The following is a 14442-nucleotide window of genomic DNA, read 5'->3' as shown; positions in this document are numbered from 1 at the left end:
GGAGGCCATGGGCAGCACGTTGGAGGCCAGAGGAAAGATCGTTGTCGGAACCGACTTTTCGAGTCGGGCGGGCGTCGCCGTCGACTGGGCGGCGGAACGAGCTGCCATGCGGAAGCAGCCCCTCCTGATCGTGATGGCGGTTCCCGAGGTCCCGATCCCGCGCCGGAGCCGGATGTTCGATGCGTTGGCGACCGGGGACTGGCCCAACCGGCTCACGGAGATGGCCGAGGACAAGCTCGCAGCCCTGAAGAAGCAGGTGGCGGACGCCCATCCCGAGGTCGAGGTGGAAACCCAGGTCGTCGTGGGTGTTGCGTCGTACGTCCTCGCTCAGGCGTCCAGGACGGCCGACCTGGTCGTCGTCGGTGCACGCGGAGAGCACGCGCCGATGAAGGTACGGGCGCTCGGTGGCACGGCGGACGCCGTGGTCGCGCACGCCCATGGTCCGGTCGCCGTCATCACCGACCACGGCATCCCGACCCCGGGTGGTCCGGTCGTCGTGGGCGTGGACGACTCCCCGGAGGCCGACGCCGCCCTGAAGCTCGCGGCGGACGAGGCCCAGGCCCGCGGCGTCGGGTTGCGCGTGATCCACGCGTGGGACGTCGCGCCCTGGATGATGGGCCCGATGGGCGTCACCGCCCTGCAGTCGCTGCCCCCGATCGAGACGTTGCGCAACGGCGTGGAGGTCTTCGTCGAACCGGTGCGCGAGACGCACCCCGGCCTGGACGTCGACGTGCGCGTCATCGAGGGACGACCCTCGACGGCCCTGGTCGAGGCCTCGATCGGCGCGAGCCTGGTCGTGCTCGGTTCGCGTGGCCTGGGTGGGTTCACCGGCCTGTTGCTCGGGTCCACGTCGAAGGAGGTCCTCCGGGACGCGGAGAGCCCCGTGATCGTGATCCGCGCAGCGGAGGACCACCGGGGTCACTGACACCGGTCAGCCGGCCCACTGGTAGCTGTGCTCGGGACGCCCCGTCGTCCCGTAGCGCAGCGACAGGGTGACGGACCCCTCTGCGACGAGGTCGGACAGGTAGCGCTGGGCCGTTGCCCGGGAGACGCCGAGGGCGTCCGCCACGGCGACGGCCGTCAGCGGGTCCGGGCTGTCGCGCAGCAGACGTGACACGGAGGTGGCCGTCACCGACGACCGGCCCTTCGGCACGCTCGTGCGCGACGGCCGGTGGCGCAGTTGGCCCAGCAGAGCGTCCACGGCGGCCTGGTCCGGCGACGTGGTGGCCTCCACTTGGTCGCGGAACCGGGCATACGCCGCAACACGCTCCACCAGCGACTGCATGGGGAAGGGCTTGAGCATGTAGCCGACGACCCCCCGCACCAGCGCCCGACGCACCGTGTCGAGGGCGTCGTCGGCAGTCACGAGGATCACCGACGCGTCCGCCGCGCCGATGAGGTCCACGCCGCTGCCGTCGGGGAGGTACTGGTCGGCGAGGACGAGGTCGACCGGTCCGTCGGTCAGGCGCTGCCGCGCCTGTGCCAGCGTGGTGGCGGTGCCGACGACCTCGCACCAGGGCAGGCGTTCGAGTGCGCCGGCGTGGACGGCCGCGACCCTGAAGTCGTCGTCCACCACGAGCACGCGCAGGATCCTGGTCACGGTTCAACGCCCTTCTGCCGACGGGGAGGTGCGGGGATGGCGCCGGGGGTCGCGGTCCATCGCGCCCGGCAGCCTGGCGGCGAACACGGCGCCGTGCCCTGTGCCGCGGCCGTGCAGGAGTTCCACGTCGCCGCCGTGCCGCCGCGCGACCACGCGGGCGAGGGCGAGGCCGATGCCGTGGGCCGACCCGTCCTCGATCTTCGTGGTCCAGCCGCCAGCGAACACCGCGTCCTCCCGGCCCGGCGGGACGCCGTCGCCGCTGTCCGCCACGTGGACGAGGAGGTCCTCGGTGTCCGACAGCAGGGACACCTCAACCCACGCCGGTCGCCGCTGGCCGGCCGCGGCAGCGCGCGTCGCGTTGTCCACCAGGTTGCCCACGACCGTGACGGCGTCGAGGGGCCGGGAGAGGCGACCCGCGACCCACGTCGCGTCGCTGATGCGCAGGTCGACGCCGTGCTCCGACGCCGCCGCCGTCTTGGCGGCGAGGATGCCCTCCAGGTAGGGGTCGGCGACCCCGTGGGCCCAGGCCGCCGCGCCCGTCAGGTTGTGCAGGTACTCCAGGGCGTCCTCGTGGTGGCCGAGCTGGAGCATGCCCGAGAGGGCATGGAGCCGGTTGGTGTACTCGTGGGCCTGGGCCCTCAGCGCGTCCGTGAGCGCGCGGGTCGCCTCGAGTTCGCGGGCGAGGCCGTCGAGGTCGGTGCGGTCGCTCAGGATGGCCACCGCACCGAGGTTGCGCCCTTCCCGTTCGACGTTGGCCCGCTTCACTTGGAGGAGATGGTCGCCCACCACGACGAGGCCCCCCTCCCCACCCGGAGCGGAGGGCTCGCGCAGGAGATCGACGACCGCAGGCGGGAGCCCGGTCTCCTCCACTGGCTGGCCGACCCGGAACTCAGCGCCGGTGTAGCGCCGGGCGGCGTCGTTCGCCAGGCGCACCCGGCCGCCGGCGTCCACGGCGACGACGCCGTCGAGGGCGCCCCCGAGGACGGCTGCGTGCTCCCGTAGCAGGTCGGCCATCTCGTCGGGCTCCAGCCCGTGGGTGGCGCGTCCCACCTGACGCGACAGCAGCCAGACGCCCACCAGGCTGACGACGAGCGCACCCACCCCGATCCCGGCGATCAGGAGGGTGGCGCGCTGCTGGAGCCGGTCGACCTCGCTCAGGGCGATCCCCACCGACACGGTGCCGACGATGCGCCCCTCGGCGTCCAGCAGCGGCACCTTGCCCCGCGCCGACAGGCCCAGCGTCCCGCGCTCGATCGCGATGACCTCGCCTCCCGCCAGCGGCACTGTGGGATCGGTGCTGACGCGCTCGCCGATGAGCGAGGCCTCGGGGTGGCTGTAGCGGATCCCGGCGTCGTCGGTGATCACGACGTAGAGCGCCTCGGTCCGGCGGCGCAGTTCCTCGGCGGCCGTCTGGGTCGGGCCCGCGGTGTCCGGTGGGCCGGCCGTGACCCACGCGGCGTACCGGGGGTCGGAGGCCGCCGACCGCGCGATCGCCAAGGCGCGTTGCTCGCCCTGCTCCTCGTTTCCCGCCCGGGCGGCCCACAGCGTGATCGCGAGGGAGGTCACCACGACCAGGGTCACCAGGCCCAGGACGGTGACCATGATCCGCACCCGCCACGGCGCGGGACGTCGCGTGCGGGGCAGGGTCGGAGCCGGCATGGCGGCAGCGTACGCCGGTCCAGCGCCTTCTGCGCAGAATGCGCACAACGGGTACTACGCGGCTTGTGGGAGGTGTGCATAAAAGGGTTACGCCCGCCTCCCACACGACCATATGGTCCCTCGAGGCGCCTCTGGCGCCGTCCATGATTCAAAGGAGAATGCTGATGCTTGCCTTGTGGGGCCTGCTCATCGTGGTCAGCTTCATGGTGCTGATCATGACCAAGAGGGCGACGCCGTTCACGGCGCTGGTCGTCTCACCCATCGCCATCGGTCTGGTCGCCGGTTTCCCGGACAAGATCGCCGGCTTCTCGCTGGACGGGATCAAGGGCGTTGCGCCGACCGTCGCCATGCTGCTGTTCGCCATCCTGTACTTCGGGCTCATGATCACCGCTGGCCTGTTCGAACCGCTGGTCAACCTCATCCTGCGCGTGGTCAAGGGCGACCCGCTGAAGGTGCTGGTGGGCACCGCGCTCCTGGCGTCGGTCGTCTCGATCGACGGGGACGGGTCGACCACGACGATGATCGTCTGCTCGGCCCTGATCCCCGTGTACAAGCGGCTGAACATGAAGATGATGGACTTGGCCGTCCTCGTCATCCTGGCCAACTCGATCATGAACCTGTTGCCCTGGGGGGGCCCGACCGCGCGCATCATCGCCGCGCTCGACCTGGACTCCGGCGAACTACTGCGGCGCATTCTGCCCGGCATGATCATCGCGGTGGCGTGGGTCGTCGTGGTGTCGGTCATCCGCGGCCTCGCCGAGCGCAAGCGCCTCGGCATCGTGACCATCTCGGACGAGGAACTCCACACCATGGTCCTGGGCGGCTCGCGCGGTGGCCACGCCACCGCCGCGGTGGCCGGTGCGGGTGTGGGTTCCGGGTCGGCCTCCGAAGCGTCGGCGGGCGGCGTGGGCGTCTTGGAGGCCGTGCACCACGACGCGGCCGGCGCCGTCCCCGGTGCCGACCCGACGCTCAAGCGTCCGGGCCTGCTGTGGTTCAACTTGGCCCTGACCGTGCTCACCATGACGTTCCTCGTCTTCGGCGGCATGGGGGCCATCCCCAAGGTGCACGCCTCGATCATCTTCGAGGTGGCCTTCGCCATCGCCCTGATCGCGAATTACCCCCGCCTGAAGGACCAGCGCAAGATCATCGAGGAGCACGGCGCGAACGCCATGCACGTCATCACGATGGTGCTCGCCGCCGGCATCTTCATGGGCATCCTCAACGGCTCAGGCATGTCCGAGGCGATGGGCCAGTGGCTCGCCAACGTGGTGCCCACGTCTCTGGGCAGCCACTGGGCCCTCGTGACCGCCATCGCGTCGGCCCCGGGCACCTTCCTGCTCAGCAACGACGCGTTCTACCTCGGGGTGCTGCCCATCCTCGCCCAGACCGGAGCAGGTTACGGTTTCAGCGCGATGGAGATCGGGGTGGCCTCGACGGCCGGGCAAGCGTTCCACCTGCTGTCCCCGCTGGTCGGGTTCATCTACCTGCTCCTGCACCTGACGGGCGTCGACATGGGCACCTGGCAGCGCAAGTCCGCGTTCTGGGCCACGGGGACCTTCGTGATCTTCGTCGTGGCCATGGCTGTGTTCGGCGGGGTCCGGCTGTAGGCCGTTCGCGCCAGGGTCGGCCCGGGCCTCGTGCGGCGAGGTCCGGGCCATCGTCCGTCGGTCAGGAGACCTCGTTGGGGACCGCCCCGCCGTAGCGGCGATCGCGTTGCGCGTACAGCTCGATGGCATGCCACAGGTCGCGGCGGTCGAAGTCGGGCCACAGCCGGTCCAGGAACACCATCTCGGCGTAGGCGGACTGCCAGAGCAGGAAGTTGCTCGTGCGCTGCTCGCCCGAGGACCGGATGAACAGGTCCACGTCGGGCACCTCAGGGGCGTAGAGCCGGCCGCTGATGGACTTCTCGGTGATGCGGTCGGGGTCGACGCGTCCGGCGCGGGCGTCCGCGGCCAGGGCACGCACGGCATCCACGATCTCGGCGCGTCCCCCATAGTTGACGCAGAACTGGAGGGTGAGCGTCGTGTTGTTCCGGCTCTCCTGCTCGGCGGCGCGGAGTTCGTTGATCACCGACCTCCACAGCCGGGGCTCTCGCCCGGCCCAGATGATCCGCACGCCGAGGTCGTTGAGTTCGTCCCGGCGGCGGCGGATGACGTCGCGGTTGAAGCCCATCAGCCAACGCACCTCGTCGGGGGAGCGCTTCCAGTTCTCGGTGGAGAACGCGTACGCGCTGACGTACCTGACACCGATCTCGACGGCGCCGTGGAGGACGTCCAGCAGCGACGCCTCACCACGCGCGTGGCCGTCCGTGCGGGGCAGGTTGCGCTGCTTGGCCCAGCGCCCGTTGCCGTCCATGACGATGGCCACGTGGTTCGGGACGAACTTCTTCGGGATCGCGGGCGGGCGTGCTCCGCTGGGGTGCGGTCTCGGCGGGATCGGGCTCACACCGTGACCCTAGTACCCCGCAGTCGGCCACAATGGCAGCCATGCATGCGTGGTTCGACATCTCGGCCGGGGTAGCCGGCGACATGCTCCTCGGGGCACTCCTGGACGCGGGCGCCGACCCCGGGCCGGTCCAGGCGGCCATCGACGCCGTCGCTCCCGGGTCGGTGCGTCTCGAGATGGAGCCCGTCACTCGCGGCGGCCAGCGGGCGACCAAGGCGCGCGTGCGCGTCCTGGTCGACGACCCGCCACACCGGACGTGGTCGTCGATCCGCTCCGTCCTCGTCCAGGCCGACCTGGCGCAGGAGACCAAGGTGTGGGCCCTCGCTGCCTTCGGCGGCCTGGCGGACGCCGAGGGGCGCGTCCACGGCCTCGATCCAGACCTGGTGCACTTCCACGAGGTGGGCGCGCTGGACTCCGTCGCCGACATCGTCGGGACCTGCGAGGCCTTGCGCGGCCTCGGTGTGACCTCCGTGTCGGCGTCCCCGGTGCGGTTGGGCTCGGGACGCATCAGGGCTGCCCACGGCGACATTCCGGTGCCGGTGCCGGCTGTGGCCGAGTTGAGCATCGGGTGGCAGGTCCATCCGACACCGGCGACGGACGGGGCCGGGGGCCAGGACGACCACGCCCACGCCCACGACCACGCCCACGCGCACGACCACGCCCACGCGCACGACCACGCCCACCACGATGGCCCGGCCGTCCCGACGACCCCGCGCGCCGTCGGGGAACTCGCCACGCCCACCGGCATGGCCTTGGTGCGGGCGCTCGCGGACACGTGCGAACCGCTGCCCGGGATGGTGGTCTCGGCGGTCGGGATCGGCGCAGGAGGCAAGGAGTTCTCCGGGTGGCCCAATGTCGTCCGGGTGGTGCTGGGTGAGACTTCGGACGAGGGGAGGGCTGGCTCCGGGCCGGACCGGCCGGCCACCGAGCTCGCCGAACTGCGCGCCAATGTGGACGACCTGGACCCCCGCCTGTGGCCCGGGGTCCTGGACGCGGTCCTGGCCGCCGGTGCCGTGGACGCCTGGCTCGTCCCGATCCAGATGAAGAAGGGGCGTCCGGCGTTCACGCTGCACGCGTTGGCGGACGGGGCCGCCCACGACGCGGTCGTCGACGCCATGCTGGCGCACACCACGACCCTCGGCGTCCGGGAATCGAGCGTCACGCGGACGGTGCTCGACCGCACGTGGGTGGAGGTCGACGTCCTCGGGAGGTCGGTCCAGGTCAAGGTCGGGTCCCGCGCCGGCGTCGTCCTGCACGCGACCCCGGAGTTCTCGTCGGTCGTCCAGGCCGCCCGGGCGCTGGCCCTGACCGAGGCCGACGTGGCGCTGCGCGCGCAGGCCGCGGCGGTGGCGTCCGGTCTGGTCCCCGGGAAGCGGCTCGCGCGTCGCGACTAGACTCACGCCCCGTGACACTCTTCGCCGACCTGCCCGTTGCCGAGCGTGCGGATGCGCTCGCTGTGGCCGAGCGCCTGCCCCGAACCGGACGCCTCGGCGTCGCCTACTCGGGGGGTGTCGACTCGGCTGTCCTGCTGGCCGTGGCGACGGCGGCCCTGGGCCGGGAGAACGCGGTCGGGCTGCTGGCCGTGTCCTCCTCGCTGGCCGCCGATGAGCTGACCCTCGCGCGCCGGACGGTCGCCGAGATGGACGCCGAACTCGTCGAGTTCGAGACCCACGAGGACCAGAACCCGGACTACCGCGCCAATGGTGCCGACCGTTGCTTCCACTGCAAGGACGAGATGTTCACGGTCATCGACCAGCAGTTGGTCGCGGAACTGGGCCTCGAGGCGGTCGCCTATGGCGAGAACGCCGATGACGCGGTCCGGATCGACCGGCCGGGTGCGCGAGCGGCCACCGACCACGCCGTGCTGCGTCCCCTCGCCGACGCCGGGCTGACCAAGCCGCGCGTGCGCGAACTGGCCCGTGCGCTCGGGTTGTCGGTCGCCGACAAGCCCGCTGCACCCTGTCTGGCCTCCCGCATCCCCCACGGGCAGGAGGTCACCCCCGAGAAGCTCCGCCAGGTCGACGACGCCGAGTCGGCGCTGCGCCGCCACGGGTTCGGCGACGCCCGCGTCCGGCACCATGGCGACATCGCCCGGATCGAGGTGCCGGTCACCGACCTCGCCCGCTTCGCCGAGGACGGTGTCCGCGAGGCCGTGCTGGCCGATGTCCGCGCCGCCGGGTTCGGGTACGTCGCCCTCGACCTCGCCGGCCTGCAGTCCGGAGCCTTCACCCTGCAGGTGCTGCGCCGTCATGGCTGACGACGACATCGCCGACCTCGACCTCGACCGGGGCGTCCGCCGGGGCGGGTTCCCCGAAGCCGTCTATTGCGAGGGCAAGTCGCCCGACCAGTGCCGGGCGATCGCCCAGCGGGTGGGGGAGCGTCCCGACGTGGTCACGATCTTCACGCGCGCGGACGAGGCACGCGCCGCCGCCATCAAGGAGGCGCTCCCGGAGGTCTTCCACGACCCGGTCGCCCGCCTGCTGGTGTGGCCGCCGCGGATGCCCGCACCGACCGGGGAACTCGTCGTGGTCGCCTGCGCGGGCACGTCCGACCTGCCCGTGGCACGCGAGGCCCTGCTCACCGCCCGCCACCTCGGCCGTCGTGCCGAGCTCGTCGTCGACGTGGGCATCGCCGGTGTCCACCGGACGTTGGCCAAGGTCGACCTGCTCCGGCAGGCCGGCGCGATCGTGGTCGTCGCGGGCATGGACGGTGCACTGCCGGGCCTCATCGCCGGCCTGGTGTCCTGTCCGGTGGTGGCCGTCCCCACCTCCGTGGGGTACGGCGCGGCGTTCGGAGGGTTGGCCCCCCTGTTGACCATGCTGAACGCCTGTGCGCCCGGCGTGGGTGTGGTGAACATCGACAACGGCTACGGTGGGGGACACCTCGCCGCCCAGATCGCGGCGCCCCGAGCCTGACGCAGGGAGGCCCCATGCGCACTGCAGTCCGCTTCGCAGCCGCGGTCCTGGCAGGGGCGATGGCGCTGGCCGGGTGCGCGATCACCCCGCCCCGGCTTGGGGACACCAGCCCCGTAGCGAGCCCGACCGTGGTCACGACCGACCCCCCTGGCGTCCCGATGGTCGCGGTGTTGGTCTACCACCCACGCGAATCGAACAATGGGCTCCGGCTGGGGCGTGAACTGCGGCAGGTTCCCCAGGCGGACCCCCTGCGGGGTGCCCTGGAGGTGATGATCCAGGGCCCGATCGACCCGGACTACCGGAGCGGCTGGTCGCACGAGACCCGCGTCCTGTCGGTCACGACCAGTGGCGACGTCACGACCGTCGACCTGTCGGCCGACGCGCTGCGCAGCAGCAAGTTCGGCTCCGGCCGTGCCCTGGCCGCGATCGACCAACTCGTCTGGACGGTCACCGAGCAGACCGGTGCGGACAGCTTGGTCGCCCTCACCATCGAGGGGGAGCCGCCCGGGGAGCTGTGGGGAGTCACTCGGTGGGACACCCCGCGTGGCCGCGAGGACCCGCTGGGCGTTCGTGTGCACGTGTCCATCGACGCGCCGGCGGAGGGGGAAGTGCTGCGCTCGCCGGTCAAGATCGCCGGCGAGTCGGCGTTCGCCGACGGAAGCGTGCTGTGGGTCGTCCGAGACGGGGCGGGCGCCACCATCGCCGAGGGCCGGGAGACCCTCACCGGATCCACGCCGTTCGCCCCCTACACGGTCGAGGTCGACCTCCTGCCCGGCACCTACGAGATCGAGGTGACGGGGGACGCCATCGGCGACGGTGAGGGGTACCGCCCCGACACGGACACCCGCACGTTCGTCGTCGAGGCCTGACCCCGCTCCTGGGCGATCAGCGCGCCACGTGGTCGATCGTGCGCAGGCCGCGCTCCAGGTGCCAGGTCACGAACGCCGCGATCAACCCGGACGCCTGACGCTGCACCTGGTCATCCGCGTCGCGCGTTGCCGGCCAATCGCCCGAGATCAGGGCGGACAGGAGCCTGAGAGCCTCCGGCCGGACCTGCGGCGTCCCCGGTGGGCGGCAGCGCGGGCACACCAAGCCGCCGACCGACGGGGAGAAGGCCTGGTGCGGGCCGGCCGTGCCACAGGAGGCACAGTCCTCGAGGCTGGGGGCGAACCCCGCGGTGGCGACGGCGCGCAGCAGGTAGGAATCCATGATGAGCGTGGACGGACGGGGGCCGTCGGACGTCCCGACGCACAGCGCGTGCAGCGCGCCGGCGAGCAGTTGGTACTGTTGCAGCGACGGCTCGTTCTCGACGCTGACCAGCCGGTCGGCGGTCTCCAGCATCACCTGGCCGACGGTGTAGCGCGGATAGTCCGTGCACAGCGGCTCGGACCACGCGTGCAGGGTGACGGCCTCGGTGATCACGTCCAGCGTGCGGCCCGTGGCGAACTGCAGGTCGACGTGGCTGAACGGCTCGAGCCGGGCGCCGAACTTGCTGGACGTGCGTCGGACGCCGCGTGCGACCGCTCGCACCTTGCCGTGGCGGCGGGACAGCACCGTGATGATGCGGTCGGCCTCGCCCAGCTTGTGGGTGCGGAGGACGACCCCCTCGTCACGGTAGGTGGGCATGGCGGAGTCAGGCGCCGGTCGCCGTGCAGTCCGCGCACAGCCCGTGCAGTTCGATGGAGTGGTCCACGCCCGTGAACCCGTGCTGCTTCGCCAGCTTGGTGATGAGTTCCTCCACCCCGGCGAACTCCACCTCGACCGCCCGCCCGCAGCTGCGGCAGATGAGGTGGTGGTGGTGGTCGTGGGTGGCCTCGCCGCAGGCGCGGTAGGACGCCTGCCCGTCGGGGAGGCGGACGACGTCGACCTCGCCGGCCTCGGCCATGGACTGGAGGGTCCGGTACACCGTCGCCAGGCCGACCGCATCGCCGCGACGGCGCAGGAGGTCGTGGATGTCCTGGGCCGTCCGGAACTCCTCGAGCGCACCCAGGACCTCGGCGATCGTGACGCGTTGGCGCGTGCGTCGCTGGGGTGTGGTGGTCATGTCGGTTCGTTCCTCCTCGTCCGTCCCAGCCTACCCGCGGCCCACTACCCTGAGCCGCATGCTCGCCTTCAGCCGGTTCCGCGTCCCACCGGACACCGAGACCTCATTCGTGGAACGCGCCGAGGCTGCCGCGTCGTTCTTCCGGACCCGTCCGGGCAACCTCTCGGCCGATCTCGTGCGCAACCTCGATGAGCCCGACCTGTGGGCCATCCAGACCACGTGGGAGAACGTCGGATCCTACCGGCGGGCCTACAACGGCTACGAGGCCAAGATGGTCTTGGTGACGCTCATGAGCGAGGCGATCGACGAGCCGTCCGCTTACGACGCGCCCGACGCGGTCGGGGACAACATCCCGCGCACGCGCTGACGGGGGACTCCGGCGGAACGGTTTTCCGCGGTGTCGGTGGGGACGGATAGGGTTGCCCCGCACATGGGGATGCCGGCCGGGCACCCCCAGCCGACAAGGAGGCACAGGTCACATGGCCAGCAAGCTCGACAACGTCATCAGCCTCACGAAGCGTCGCGGCTTCGTGTATCCGTGTGGCGAGATCTATGGCGGTACCCGAGCGGCGTGGGACTACGGCCCCTACGGCGTGGAACTCAAGGAGAACATCAAGCGCCAGTGGTGGAAGGCGGTCGTCCAGAGCCGTTCCGACGTGGTGGGCCTGGACTCCTCGATCATCCTGCCCCGGCAGGTCTGGGTCGCGTCGGGTCACGTCGGGGTGTTCTCCGACCCGCTGACCGAGTGCATGAGCTGCCACAAGCGCTTCCGGGCGGACCAACTCGAGGAGGCCTTCGAGTTCAAGAAGGGCCGCGCTCCCGAGGGCCTGCACGAGATCAACTGCCCCGAGTGCGGCAACCTCGGTCAGTTCACCGAGCCGCGCGACTTCAACATGATGCTCAAGACCTACCTGGGCGTCATCGAGGACGAGTCCGGCCTGCACTACCTCCGCCCGGAGACGGCGCAGGGCATCTTCGTGAACTTCGCGAACGTCCAGACGACCAGCCGGATGAAGGTGCCCTTCGGCATCGGCCAGGTCGGCAAGAGCTTCCGCAACGAGATCACGCCCGGCAACTTCATCTTCCGCACCCGCGAGTTCGAGCAGATGGAGATGGAGTTCTTCGTCGAGCCGGGCACGGACGAGGAATGGCACCAGCACTGGATCGATGCCCGCCACGCGTGGTACGTCGACCTGGGGATCAACCCCGAGCACCTGCGCCTGTACGAGCACCCGCAGGAGAAGCTGTCCCACTACTCGAAGCGCACCGTCGACATCGAGTACGACTTCGGCTTCACCGGTGGCGACGGCTGGGGCGAGCTCGAGGGCGTCGCGAACCGCACGGACTTCGACCTCGGGACTCACTCCGAGCACTCCGGTCAGGACCTCAGCTACTTCGACCAGGCCCAGAACCGCCGGTACCTGCCGTACGTGATCGAGCCGGCCGCGGGCCTGACCCGCTCGCTCATGGCGTTCCTCGTCGAGGCCTACACCGAGGAGGAGGTGCCGAACGCGAAGGGCGGCACCGACACGCGCACCGTCCTCAAGCTCGACCCGCGCCTCTCGCCGGTCAAGGTCGCCGTGCTGCCGCTGTCCCGCAACGAGAGCCTCTCGCCCAAGGCCAAGGACCTGGCCGCGGAGCTGCGGAAGTACTGGAACGTCGAGTTCGACGACGCCCAGGCGATCGGCCGCCGCTACCGCCGCCAGGACGAGATCGGCACCCCGTACTGCGTGACCGTCGACTTCGACACCCTCGAGGACGGCGCGGTCACCATCCGCGAGCGTGACTCCATGGCCCAGGAGCGCATCCCGCTCGACCAGGTCGTCAGCTACCTGGGTGCCCGCCTGATCGGCTGCTGAACCGGCACGACGTGAGAATGCCCCCGAGTCCGACTCGGGGGCATTCGGTCAGTGGGTGCCGCCCGTCCACTCCCACGTCTCGCCGTCCGAGGCCCGCACGGAGACCCGCGGGGTGGGGCTCAGGTCGAGCCGGACATCGACGCGTTCGCCGTCGTCGGAGGAGGCGTACTCGATCCACTCGTTGGCCTTGGCCGTCACCGTGACCCGCGCTCGGGACAACCACGAGTGCCGCCGGCGGAACCCGATCAGATCCGTGTACACCTGCTGCAGCCAGGCGCCGTCCGGCAGCAGATCGGACGGGGAGGTCGGCAGGGGAGGACGCACCGCGTCGTCGGCGTGGTCCCCGGTGCCGCGCACCCCCATGAAGCCCTGCTCGTCGCCGTAGTACACGCTCGGCATCCCGGGAACGGTGAACAGCACGGACGCCGCGAGAACGGCTCCCTCCGGGCCCACCAGCGACGCGACCCGATCGACGTCGTGGTTGCCGACGAAGGTGTTCAGGATGTGGTTCGCCGAGTAGGCGTCGTGACGCTCGAGCGCGTGGGCCAGTTCCCAGAAGTTGGCGTCCTTGATGGAGCTCCAGGTGGCCTTCCACAGTTCGTAGGCGGTGACCGAGTCGAGCGTGCCGGCGTCCGCGATGGCGGCGTGGTCGCCATGGATGACCTCGCCGAGGAACAGCGCCTCCGGGAACTCGTGACGCACGCGTCCGATCACCTTGCGCCAGAACTCGGGGGACACGGCGTAGGCGACGTCGAGGCGCCAGCCGCTGATGCCGCGACGGAGCCAGTGGAGCATGATGCCGGTGATCCAGTCGGCGACGTCCTCGCGGGTGTGGTCGAGTTCGACCAGATTGTCGTGGCCCTCCCATGTGTAGAGGAAGCCGTTCGAGCGACGCAGCATGGGGGAGTCCTCCCCCACGAGGCCGTGCTGGGTGCTCACATGGTTGAACACGCCGTCCAGCACCAGGCTCAGCCCCCGATCGCGACACGCCTGGACGAGGCGGTCGAAGTCGGCGTCGTCTCCCAAGCGGGGGTCGATCGTGTGGTGGTCCAGGGTGTCGTAACCGTGCGAGACGGACGAGAAGATGGGCCCCAGCAGCAGGCCGGAGCAGCCGAGCCCCACGGCATGGTTCAGCCATGGTTCCAGCGCGGGGAGCCGGTGGGTGACCACGTCCGTCCGCTCGTGCACGGGCGCACCGAGTGCTCCCAGCGGATAGAGGTGGTACCAGATCGCATGGTCGGCCAGGCTCATGGCGCTCCTTGTTGAGGGTGACTCAATAACACTATTGACGGTAACTCAATGAAGGCTAGGATGCAATGCTGTGGCAACCGACCCGATCCGCAGACGACGTCTTGGCCCGCAGGAGCGCCGGGCCGCCATCCTCGCGGCGGCGCGCCAGGCCTTCGCCTCGGCGTCCTACTCCGAGGTTGCGGTCCCCGACGTGGCACGGGCCTCGGGTGGCTCCCCGGCCATCGTGTTCCACTACTTCGGGTCCAAGGAGGGCCTGTACGCCGCCGTGCTGGAGGACGACTTGGCCGCGCTGGCCACGCGTCAGGCCGAGGCTGACGCAGCACTGCCCCCGAACACTTCCGCGCGCGACCGGGTGCGGACATGGGCGCTCGCGCACCTCGATCACCTGGCCGCCCGGCCGACGGCCACCCTCCCCAGCGAGGAACCGGCTGCGGCAGCGGGGGTACGGGAGCGCGCACGCGCGAACGACCGCGAGTTCCTCGCCTCCGTGCTCCAACCGACAGGCGCCGCCCGGGACCGCTTCGCGTTGCTCGGATTCCTCGGCTTTCTCGACGCCGTGGGCCAGGCGTGGGCGTCGGACGGATCCCCGGATGATGATCGGCACGCGTTGGTCGAGGCGGCGCTCGGCGCGCTCCAGGGAGCGCTCGGGGACTGGCGCCGCTGACCCGT

The 14442-nt window shown here is 71.0% G+C and carries 15 protein-coding genes; 9 read left to right on the top strand and 6 right to left on the bottom strand.

What is annotated here, in order from left to right:
- The first annotated feature begins 7 nt into the window (after positions 1-7).
- On the top strand, positions 8-925 hold the full coding sequence (locus AC5YDA_RS00300; RefSeq protein ID WP_496187890.1) for a universal stress protein: 918 nt from the start codon (positions 8-10) through the stop codon (positions 923-925).
- A gap of 6 nt (positions 926-931) precedes the next feature.
- Here AC5YDA_RS00300 and AC5YDA_RS00295 read toward each other — a convergent pair whose 3' ends face one another.
- Positions 932-1600: a response regulator gene (locus AC5YDA_RS00295; protein ID WP_496187889.1), complete on the bottom strand. Its 669-nt coding sequence runs from the start codon at positions 1598-1600 to the stop codon at positions 932-934.
- Positions 1601-1603: 3 nt separating this feature from the next.
- Positions 1604-3259 carry a sensor histidine kinase gene (locus AC5YDA_RS00290; RefSeq protein WP_496187888.1) on the bottom strand — a complete coding sequence of 552 codons (1656 nt, stop codon included), beginning with the start codon at positions 3257-3259 and terminating at the stop codon, positions 1604-1606.
- A gap of 164 nt (positions 3260-3423) precedes the next feature.
- Between AC5YDA_RS00290 and AC5YDA_RS00285 the strand changes: the two genes are divergently transcribed.
- Positions 3424-4866, top strand: a complete 1443-nt coding sequence (locus tag AC5YDA_RS00285; RefSeq protein ID WP_496187887.1) for a CitMHS family transporter — start codon at positions 3424-3426, stop codon at positions 4864-4866.
- A gap of 61 nt (positions 4867-4927) precedes the next feature.
- Here AC5YDA_RS00285 and AC5YDA_RS00280 read toward each other — a convergent pair whose 3' ends face one another.
- Positions 4928-5704: an isoprenyl transferase gene (locus tag AC5YDA_RS00280; protein WP_496187886.1), complete on the bottom strand. Its 777-nt coding sequence runs from the start codon at positions 5702-5704 to the stop codon at positions 4928-4930.
- A gap of 41 nt (positions 5705-5745) precedes the next feature.
- On the opposite strand from AC5YDA_RS00280, the gene larC reads away from it, so the two are divergent.
- The 4 genes from larC to AC5YDA_RS00260 are packed head-to-tail and all read left to right on the top strand — an operon-like array spanning position 5746 to position 9488.
- Complete coding sequence (gene larC / locus AC5YDA_RS00275) at positions 5746-7098, top strand: nickel pincer cofactor biosynthesis protein LarC (protein WP_496187885.1); 1353 nt, start codon at positions 5746-5748, stop codon at positions 7096-7098.
- 11 nt (positions 7099-7109) lie between these two features.
- On the top strand, positions 7110-7961 hold the full coding sequence (larE, locus tag AC5YDA_RS00270; protein ID WP_496187884.1) for an ATP-dependent sacrificial sulfur transferase LarE: 852 nt from the start codon (positions 7110-7112) through the stop codon (positions 7959-7961).
- Entirely contained in the window at positions 7954-8619 is a 666-nt protein-coding gene (larB, locus tag AC5YDA_RS00265) for a nickel pincer cofactor biosynthesis protein LarB (protein WP_496187883.1), read from the top strand. The genes larE and larB overlap by 8 nt, the downstream gene beginning before the upstream one ends.
- A 14-nt stretch (positions 8620-8633) precedes the next feature.
- Positions 8634-9488: a GerMN domain-containing protein gene (locus AC5YDA_RS00260; protein ID WP_496187882.1), complete on the top strand. Its 855-nt coding sequence runs from the start codon at positions 8634-8636 to the stop codon at positions 9486-9488.
- 16 nt (positions 9489-9504) lie between these two features.
- On the opposite strand, the gene recO is transcribed toward AC5YDA_RS00260, so the two are convergent.
- Positions 9505-10245: a DNA repair protein RecO gene (recO, locus tag AC5YDA_RS00255; RefSeq protein WP_496187881.1), complete on the bottom strand. Its 741-nt coding sequence runs from the start codon at positions 10243-10245 to the stop codon at positions 9505-9507.
- Between the two features lie 7 nt (positions 10246-10252).
- A complete protein-coding gene (locus AC5YDA_RS00250) occupies positions 10253-10663 on the bottom strand; it encodes a Fur family transcriptional regulator (RefSeq protein ID WP_496187880.1) in 411 nt (136 codons plus the stop codon).
- Between the two features lie 58 nt (positions 10664-10721).
- Here AC5YDA_RS00250 and AC5YDA_RS00245 point away from each other — a divergent pair, with 58 nt between their 5' ends.
- On the top strand, positions 10722-11030 hold the full coding sequence (locus AC5YDA_RS00245; protein ID WP_496187879.1) for an antibiotic biosynthesis monooxygenase family protein: 309 nt from the start codon (positions 10722-10724) through the stop codon (positions 11028-11030).
- 112 nt (positions 11031-11142) lie between these two features.
- Positions 11143-12522, top strand: coding sequence for a glycine--tRNA ligase (locus AC5YDA_RS00240; protein WP_496187878.1), 1380 nt, complete (start codon positions 11143-11145; stop codon positions 12520-12522).
- 48 nt (positions 12523-12570) lie between these two features.
- Here AC5YDA_RS00240 and AC5YDA_RS00235 read toward each other — a convergent pair whose 3' ends face one another.
- On the bottom strand, positions 12571-13773 hold the full coding sequence (locus AC5YDA_RS00235) for an alpha-amylase family glycosyl hydrolase (protein WP_496192700.1): 1203 nt from the start codon (positions 13771-13773) through the stop codon (positions 12571-12573).
- A gap of 70 nt (positions 13774-13843) precedes the next feature.
- Here AC5YDA_RS00235 and AC5YDA_RS00230 point away from each other — a divergent pair, with 70 nt between their 5' ends.
- Positions 13844-14437 carry a TetR/AcrR family transcriptional regulator gene (locus AC5YDA_RS00230; RefSeq protein ID WP_496187876.1) on the top strand — a complete coding sequence of 198 codons (594 nt, stop codon included), beginning with the start codon at positions 13844-13846 and terminating at the stop codon, positions 14435-14437.
- The last annotated feature ends 5 nt before the right edge of the window (positions 14438-14442 follow it).

The organism is Propioniciclava sp. LT294 (assembly GCF_059516005.1).
Note: the sequence above shows the minus strand (reverse complement) of the source record. Positions and strands in the feature narration are given on the sequence as shown.

Coding starts and splice junctions, on each gene's coding strand:
- AC5YDA_RS00300 (WP_496187890.1), top strand. CDS start 8: ATGGGCAGCACGTTGGAGGCCAGAGGAAAGATCGTTGTCGGAACCGAC.
- AC5YDA_RS00290 (WP_496187888.1), bottom strand. CDS start 3,259: ATGCCGGCTCCGACCCTGCCCCGCACGCGACGTCCCGCGCCGTGGCGG.
- AC5YDA_RS00285 (WP_496187887.1), top strand. CDS start 3,424: ATGCTTGCCTTGTGGGGCCTGCTCATCGTGGTCAGCTTCATGGTGCTG.
- larC (WP_496187885.1), top strand. CDS start 5,746: ATGCATGCGTGGTTCGACATCTCGGCCGGGGTAGCCGGCGACATGCTC.
- larB (WP_496187883.1), top strand. CDS start 7,954: ATGGCTGACGACGACATCGCCGACCTCGACCTCGACCGGGGCGTCCGC.
- AC5YDA_RS00260 (WP_496187882.1), top strand. CDS start 8,634: ATGCGCACTGCAGTCCGCTTCGCAGCCGCGGTCCTGGCAGGGGCGATG.
- recO (WP_496187881.1), bottom strand. CDS start 10,245: ATGCCCACCTACCGTGACGAGGGGGTCGTCCTCCGCACCCACAAGCTG.
- AC5YDA_RS00250 (WP_496187880.1), bottom strand. CDS start 10,663: ATGACCACCACACCCCAGCGACGCACGCGCCAACGCGTCACGATCGCC.
- AC5YDA_RS00245 (WP_496187879.1), top strand. CDS start 10,722: ATGCTCGCCTTCAGCCGGTTCCGCGTCCCACCGGACACCGAGACCTCA.
- AC5YDA_RS00240 (WP_496187878.1), top strand. CDS start 11,143: ATGGCCAGCAAGCTCGACAACGTCATCAGCCTCACGAAGCGTCGCGGC.
- AC5YDA_RS00235 (WP_496192700.1), bottom strand. CDS start 13,773: ATGAGCCTGGCCGACCATGCGATCTGGTACCACCTCTATCCGCTGGGA.